General features: G+C 62.4%; 5 protein-coding genes and 2 pseudogenes. 6 read left to right on the top strand and 1 reads right to left on the bottom strand.

Annotation, left to right across the window (positions count from 1 at the left end; genetic code table 11):
- Nucleotides 1–203: 203 nt before the first annotated feature.
- A complete protein-coding gene (locus tag QRN41_RS20365) occupies nt 204–956 on the bottom strand; it encodes a TetR/AcrR family transcriptional regulator (RefSeq protein WP_167417763.1) in 753 nt (250 codons plus the stop codon).
- Between the two features lie 355 nt (nt 957–1,311).
- Between QRN41_RS20365 and QRN41_RS20360 the strand changes: the two genes are divergently transcribed.
- The 6 genes and pseudogenes from QRN41_RS20360 to QRN41_RS20335 form a co-directional block, all read left to right on the top strand.
- A complete protein-coding gene (locus tag QRN41_RS20360) occupies nt 1,312–2,016 on the top strand; it encodes an ABC transporter ATP-binding protein (protein ID WP_034138592.1) in 705 nt (234 codons plus the stop codon).
- Complete coding sequence (locus QRN41_RS20355) at nt 2,013–3,212, top strand: ABC transporter permease (protein ID WP_167417762.1); 1,200 nt, start codon at nt 2,013–2,015, stop codon at nt 3,210–3,212. The genes QRN41_RS20360 and QRN41_RS20355 overlap by 4 nt, the downstream gene beginning before the upstream one ends.
- Nucleotides 3,205–4,683: a TolC family protein gene (locus QRN41_RS20350; RefSeq protein WP_034098732.1), complete on the top strand. Its 1,479-nt coding sequence runs from the start codon at nt 3,205–3,207 to the stop codon at nt 4,681–4,683. Before QRN41_RS20355 ends, QRN41_RS20350 begins: the two co-directional genes overlap by 8 nt.
- The gene (locus tag QRN41_RS20345) at nt 4,673–5,917 is read left to right on the top strand and encodes an efflux RND transporter periplasmic adaptor subunit (protein ID WP_173603528.1); all 1,245 of its coding nucleotides are present in this window, start codon (nt 4,673–4,675) and stop codon (nt 5,915–5,917) included. Before QRN41_RS20350 ends, QRN41_RS20345 begins: the two co-directional genes overlap by 11 nt.
- 39 nt (nt 5,918–5,956) lie before the next feature.
- Nucleotides 5,957–6,376: pseudogene (locus QRN41_RS20340) on the top strand (HlyD family secretion protein); the annotation flags it as partial.
- A gap of 153 nt (nt 6,377–6,529) precedes the next feature.
- A pseudogene (locus QRN41_RS20335) lies at nt 6,530–6,835 on the top strand (HlyD family secretion protein); the annotation flags it as partial.
- Nucleotides 6,836–6,898: the final 63 nt, after the last annotated feature.

Raw genomic sequence — 6,898 nt, 5'->3', positions numbered from 1 at the left:
GGTAACTGTCAGAATTGACAGTGGCGACGAATGGCAGCCGTTGGCGTCCCGTTGAAGTGATCAACAACTTCACACTTTCTCTTACAAATTTTTCACGCTTTATTCACATCCCGAGACGTAGGGTGAAGCCTCATCCGTTACAAATGTTGCACATCAAGCCCGCCGCCCCAGCGGGCTTTTTTTTTGCCTCGAAAAACTACCGTTCAGTGCGACGCTTTAGCGCTTGGCGCCGCAGCCTCTTCACGAATCGCGCGCTGGGTGTCCAGCACCTTGGCCAGAGCGGTTTCCGCTTCAGGGCTCTGCTGCGGCACACGGATCGCTGCCGAGACCAGGGTAATCAGCTTGGCCATGACTTCCGCATCGGTAGCCGGACGGCCGAGGCTCATAGAATTCATCAGCAGGCGCAGCTCGGTGCCGGCCATCACCCCAGAGATGGCCTTGAGTGCAAATTGCAGGCGCACCCCCAGCTCGTTGCGCGGTAAATCCGGCAAGGCCAGGGCGAAGGCTTCGAAGAAGCGTTGGAACACCGGTTGGTAATGCACTTTGAGGTATTCCTGGATAAACGGCGACGTGTCGCTGTAGACGCGCCCCAGGAACCGAATGAACGAGCGCCCTTCTCCACTGGCCGGGTCGCTGCGCTCCAGGCCCATGGCCGGAGCGAAAAGCACGCCGAGCAAGGTGTCGCAGTCCAACGGGCCATCGGATTCGGCTTCGCAACGTGCCAACAATTCCAGGCGCTGTTCGTTGAGCGGTTCCAGGCGCTGCATCAGCAGGGTTTTCATCAGGGAATCCTTGTCCCCGAAGTGGTAATTCACCGCAGCCAGGTTGACCTGGGCACGCTCGGTAATCTGCCGTAACAAAACCGCGTCATATCCGTACTTGATGAAGAGAGCCTCTGTCGCATCCAGCAAGCGAGTCTTGGTAACGTTTGGAGCGCTGAGTTTCTTCGCGACCATTAGGGATCCCACGGAAATATTGTTTTAAAAAATAATTTGATTTTTTATACCGGGGCCGTCGTGCGAAAGCAAGCTGTGACACCTTACCGTGGCATTCAAAGCCTTACCGGACGGCTACTTGAGGGCAGACTGAAGGCGTTGAGGCAACCTGCTGAGGATGTGGGGAAAAACATTTCAAAGGGTAAAACCGCTCTATATCCATGGCTGGCGAAGCCCAGGGAACACGGTTAGTATTCAAACAATATTTTAAAAACAAGAAATTAAACCAGTCCGTAACCCGTACCTGTCACCCGCGAATTTGTTACAACGCTTTGCTTGGGGATCAGGCACCGTCGAGACTGAAGGCGTAGTCAAGATGACAGGCAACTCCACGCTCCCAGGCTTGATTTCCTTGCACGGCATCGGCAAACGCTATCAATTGGCCGGGCAGGAACTGTCCATTCTCAACGACGTATGCCTCTGCATCGCCCGTGGCGACAGTTGCGGCATTCTCGGTGCCTCCGGTTCCGGCAAAAGTACCCTGCTTAACATTCTCGGCCTGCTGGACCTGCCCAACTGCGGCCAGTACCACTTCGCCGGCCACGATATTTTCAGCGCCAGCCCCGACGAACTGGCGGCGATCCGCAATCAGCAGATCGGTTTCGTATTCCAGAGCTTCAACCTGCTGCCGCGCCTGAGCGCGCTGGACAATGTCGCCCTGCCCCTGAGCTATCGCGGCGTGTCGCGCCATGCCTCGGTGGAACAGGCCCTGCGCATGCTCGAACAGGTGGGCCTGGCCGAGCGCGCCCACCATCGCCCCGCCGATCTTTCCGGCGGCCAGCGCCAACGCGTGGCCATCGCCCGCGCGCTGGTGGGCAACCCGTCGGTGATCCTCGCCGACGAACCCACCGGCAACCTCGACAGCGGCACCGCTCAGGACATCATGAACCTGCTGCTGGCCCTCAACCGCGAACAGCAGGTCACCCTGGTCATCGTCACCCACGACCCGCAGATCGCCGAGCGCCTGGAGCGCAAGATCCTGGTGCGCAACGGTGTGGTGCAAGAGGTTGGGCGCCTATGAGCCTGCGGGTCGAGCAAAGCCTCAGCCAGCTGCTGCATGAAGCCCTCGTCAGTCTGCGCACCCTGGGCAAGCGCTCGATGCTGGCGCTGCTGGGCATCGTTATCGGCAGTTCGTCGGTGGTGGCGCTGATCAATATCGGCCATAACGCTTCGGTGGATGCCGCCTTGATCTTCAAGGACATGGGCACCGACACCCTGGTGGTGCAATTCCCCCCCAAGGGCAGCGCCAACGTGCCGATGCGCACGCACTTGGACCTGGACGCCGTGCGCCAGGCCGTTCCGGGCATTGCCCATATCGGCGCGCTCAGCCTGTTCAGCGGGCCCATCGTGTTCCATGGGCGCAGCGTCAACGCCAATTTCGTCGGTAGCACGCCGGATGTCGCTGCGGCGATGCGCCTGACCTTGCAACACGGCCGCTTCCTGTCGGGCTTCGATGTCAACGAAACCTACGCCGTGATCGGCGCCGACGTTGCCCAGGCCCTGAGCGCGCCGGGGGATCCCTTGCGGCTGGGGGACCGCGTGCGCATCAACGACTACCTGTTTCTGGTGGTGGGCCTGCTGCAGCCCCAGCCACGGGCGATGCTGATGCCGGTGCAGCCCGGCGAGTCGCTGTTTCTGCCCGCCGAGGGCATGCGGCGCATCTACGCGACGCCGCAGATCAACAACCTGATCATCCGCGCCGCTGCCGGCCAGGACATGGAACACCTGGCCCGGGCCGCGGCCGACGCCCTGCGCGCCCAACTCACCGAGCACGATGTCGACATCCAGGTGCCCCAGCAAATGATCGATGGCATGACGCGCCAGAGCCGCACCTTCGCTTACTTGCTGCTGGCCCTCGGCGCGATTTCCCTGATCGGCGGCGGCGTGGGCGTGATGAACGTGATGCTGATGAATGTCTCGGAGCGCCGCCGCGAAATCGGCATCCGCATGGCGCTGGGCGCGCGGCAGCGAGATATTCGCAATCTGTTTTTGCTCGAAGCGGTCACCCTCACCGCCGTCGGCGCCCTGTGCGGCGCGGTGCTCGGCATGACCGCCGCCTGGTTGTACGCCTGGTTATCGGGCTGGGTGTTCGACCTGGCGGCCGCCGCCCTGCCCTTGGGGGTGGGCAGCACATTGTTGGTGGGCCTGTTTTTCGGCATTTACCCGGCGGTCTCGGCGTCGCGGTTGCAGCCGGTGGAGGCCCTGCGCGATGAATAGATGGCTGCTGTGCCTCGCCCTGATCAGCCTGCCCGGCATGGCGGCCGACGTGGTCATCAAACCCTCGGCGCCCAGCACCACCCGCAGCGGCTACGACCGAGGCGTCTCGCTGAAAGCCCAGATCACCGACCTGACTCTGGGCGACGCCGTGTACCTGGGCCTGCGCAACAATCCAGCGATCCGCAGCGCTTACCTGCAACGGGTGGCGCAGAAATTCGACCTGCGGGTCGCCGAAGATGTGTTCAACCCCAAGCTGACCCTCAACAGTTCCTATCGCAGCACCCGCGGCTCGGTCGACAACGCGCGCAATGCCAATGTCACGCCGTCCAGCAGCCTGCTCGGCGAGTACGGCACGCGCCTGAGCATGTCCTGGACCCAGCAACTCAACAACGCCGACCGCGCCGGCCGCTACCGCAGCGACGGCCTGGACCTGGCGATCATCCAGCCGCTGCTGCGCGGTGCCGGCTGGGATGCCACCACAGCACCGCTGCGCCTGTCACGCCTGGCGGAACAGGCCAACCGCCTGAACCTCAAGGCCACCGTTGCGCAGACCATCAGCCAGATCATCGCCACCTACCGCGAGCTGCTGCGCGCTCAGGAACAATTGAGCATTGTGCAGGATGCGCTCAAACGCTCCGGCACCTTGCTGGAAGTCAACCGGGCCTTGATCGGCGCCGGGCGCATGGCCGAGTTTGAAATCGTGCAGACCGAAGCCGATATCGCCACCCAGCAACTGGGCGTGGAAGAAGCGCAGAACCAGCTGGACACCAATCGCCTGGCCCTGCTGCGCCTGCTGGCGCTGGACCTGTCCACGCCGATCCGCGCCACCGAAGCCCTGGAGGCCCGGCCCATGCAAATCGACAAGCGCCAGGCGTTCAACCTGGCGCAGACCCAACAGCCGGAATACCTCGCCGCCCTGCTCGGCAGCCAGCAAGCCGACCTCAACCTGGTGATCGCCAAAGACTCCGGGCGCTGGCAGGTGGACCTGGTGGCCGGCGCAAACCAGATACGTGACACCTACAATAACGACGCCGGCAGCAGCAATAACCGCACATGGGACAGCTATGCCGGCGTGCAGGTGCAGATTCCCATCGGGGATATCAGCACCCGCCAGGCCGAAGTGCGCGCGCGCGTGAATGTCGAGGACCAGCAGGTGCGCATCACCGACGCCCGCCAAGAGCTGGAGCGTAGCGTCAACGATGTGGTGCGCGACCTGGGCACACGCTGGCGCCAGTATGAAATCGCCCAGCGCGCCGTGGAGCTGTCGCGGCGCAAGATCGAGATCGAAAGGGAAAAACTCAGCGCCGGACGCTCCACCAACTTCCAGGTGTTGAGCTTCGAGACCGACTTGCGCAACGCTGAAAACGCGCAGCTCAACGCGTTGATCGCTTATCTGAACGCCCAGACCCAGCTCGATCTGACCCTGGGCATGACGCTGGAAAGTTGGGAAATTGCCCTCAATGACTACTAATCGAAAAGCCCTGCTGGGCGCTGTGCTGATCCTGCTGCTGGGCGGCGTGGGGCTGGCCCTGCGCAGCCCGGCCTCCGCTCCCGACGGCACGCCCGAGCAGTGGCTGGCGGTCAAGCCCGACGCGCTGGTGCATGAGATCGGCCTGGTGGGCAAAATCGAGCCCGACACCACGCTCGTGCTCACCGCGCCGTTTGACGGCAATGTGCAGGCCAATCTGGTCGAGCAAGGCCAGCGGGTCGAGGCCGGCCAGGTGTTGCTGCGCATGGACCCGGCCACCCTCGAAGTGCAATTGCGCGATGCCCTCTCCGCCCAACTCAAGGCCCGGCGCACCGTGCAGGAAATGCAGGACTGGGACAGCAGCCCCACCGTCAGCCGCGCCCGCCGCAGCCTGCGCACCGCGCAGATGAGCGCCGACAACACGCAGCGCAAACTCACCGAAAGCGAGAATCTGTTCAAACGCGGCATCATCCCGCGCAACGAATTGGACGACCTGCGCCAGCAAGCCCAGCAGCAGCAATTGGACCTCGCCTCGGCCCGCAGCGAACTGCAACAGGCGCTGGAACAGGGCAAGGGCGAATACCGCCAGATCGCCGATATGGAGCTGACCAACGCCACCGTGAAATACGAGGCCCTGCGCACCCTGCTCGCGGCCCAAGAGGTGAAGGCGCCGTTCTCCGGCATCGTGGTACCCGCCCCCGGCAACAACGCCCCGGCCAGTGGTGGCAACGCCAACGCGCCGATCCAGGCCGGCAGCAAGGTCAGCCAGGGCCAGGTGCTGTTTGGCTTGGCGAATATCGAACGGTTGAAGATCGTTGCCAAGGTGTCGGAGCTGGATATCAACCAACTGCACCAGGGCCAGGCCGTGGAAGTCATGGGCGACGGGTTCGACGGCGAACGGCTGAAGGGCTCCGTCAGCGTGGTCAGCGGTCTGGCCATCGCCAGCGACACCCAGGGCAGCGCACAGTTTCCGGTGACCTTGTCGATCCCCACACTCACCCCAGAGCAGCTACAGCGGGTGCGGTTGGGCATGAGTGCGCGGTTGACCATCGTCACTTACAACAATCAGCAGGCGATCGTGATTCCCAGCCAGGCGATTGAGCCGGACATGACGGTGGCGTACCGCGAGGCGATGGATAAACCGGTGCAACGGGTGAAGGTCACCACCGGCCAGTCGACGGCGCAAGGGGTTGAAGTGTTCGGCCTGAAACCCGGCCTTGTGAAAATCTCAAAATAAATGCAGATCCACTGTGGGAGGGGGCTGCCCCCGATAGCGGTGGCTCAGTCAAGAATTGGCCAACTGACACACCGCCATCGGGGGCAAGCCCCCTCCCACATTAAGTCCTTTGTCAGCTTCTATCAGACCTCTGTCAGCTTCGTGGTCAGCGGTCTGGCCATCGCCAGCGACACCCAGGGCAGCGCACAGTTTCCGGTGACCTTGTCGATCCCCACACTCACCCCAGAGCAGCTACAGCGGGTGCGGCTGGGCATGAGTGCGCGGTTGACCATCGTCACTTACAACAATGAACAGGCGATCGTGATTCCCAGCCAGGCGATTGAGCCGGACATGACGGTGGCGTACCGCGAGGCGATGGATAAACCGGTGCAACGGGTGACGGTCACCACCGGGCAGTCGACGGCGCAAGGGGTTGAAGTGTTCGGCCTGAAGCCCGGCCTTGTGAAAATCTCAAAATAAATGAAGACCCACTGTGGGAGGGGGCTTGCCCCCGATAGCGGTGGCTCAGTCAAGAATTGGCCAACTGACACACCGCCATCGGGGGCAAGCCCCCTCCCACATTAAGTCCTTTGTCAGCTTCTATCAGACCTCTGTCAGCTTCGTGGTCAGCGCCTGGCCATCGCCAGCGACACCCAGGGCAGCGCACAGTTTCCGGTGACTTTGTCGATCCCCACACTCACCCCAGAGCAGCTACAGCGGGTGCGGTTGGGCATGAGTGCGCGGCTGACCATTGTCACTTACAACAATGAACAGGCAATCGTGATTCCCAGCCAGGCGATTGAGCCGGACATGACGGTGGCGTACCGCGAGGCGATGGATAAACCGGTGCAACGGGTGAAGGTCACCACCGGCCAGTCGACGGCGCAAGGGGTTGAAGTGTTCGGCCTGAAACCCGGCCTTGTGAAAATCTCAAAATAAATGCAGATCCACTGTGGGAGGGGGCTTGCCCCCGATAGCGGTGGCTCAGTCAAGAATTGGCCA

It is taken from the genome of Pseudomonas sp. efr-133-TYG-23, assembly GCF_030209215.1.
GTDB lineage: Bacteria > Pseudomonadota > Gammaproteobacteria > Pseudomonadales > Pseudomonadaceae > Aquipseudomonas > Aquipseudomonas rhodesiae.
The sequence above is the reverse complement of the archived record's forward strand: the minus strand, read 5'-3'. Positions and strand labels throughout refer to the sequence as shown.

Bases quoted from the DNA above. Each gene is read 5' to 3' on its own strand.
- QRN41_RS20365 (WP_167417763.1), bottom strand. From the start codon at position 956: ATGGTCGCGAAGAAACTCAGCGCTCCAAACGTTACCAAGACTCGCTTG.
- QRN41_RS20360 (WP_034138592.1), top strand. From the start codon at position 1,312: ATGACAGGCAACTCCACGCTCCCAGGCTTGATTTCCTTGCACGGCATC.
- QRN41_RS20355 (WP_167417762.1), top strand. From the start codon at position 2,013: ATGAGCCTGCGGGTCGAGCAAAGCCTCAGCCAGCTGCTGCATGAAGCC.
- QRN41_RS20350 (WP_034098732.1), top strand. From the start codon at position 3,205: ATGAATAGATGGCTGCTGTGCCTCGCCCTGATCAGCCTGCCCGGCATG.
- QRN41_RS20345 (WP_173603528.1), top strand. From the start codon at position 4,673: ATGACTACTAATCGAAAAGCCCTGCTGGGCGCTGTGCTGATCCTGCTG.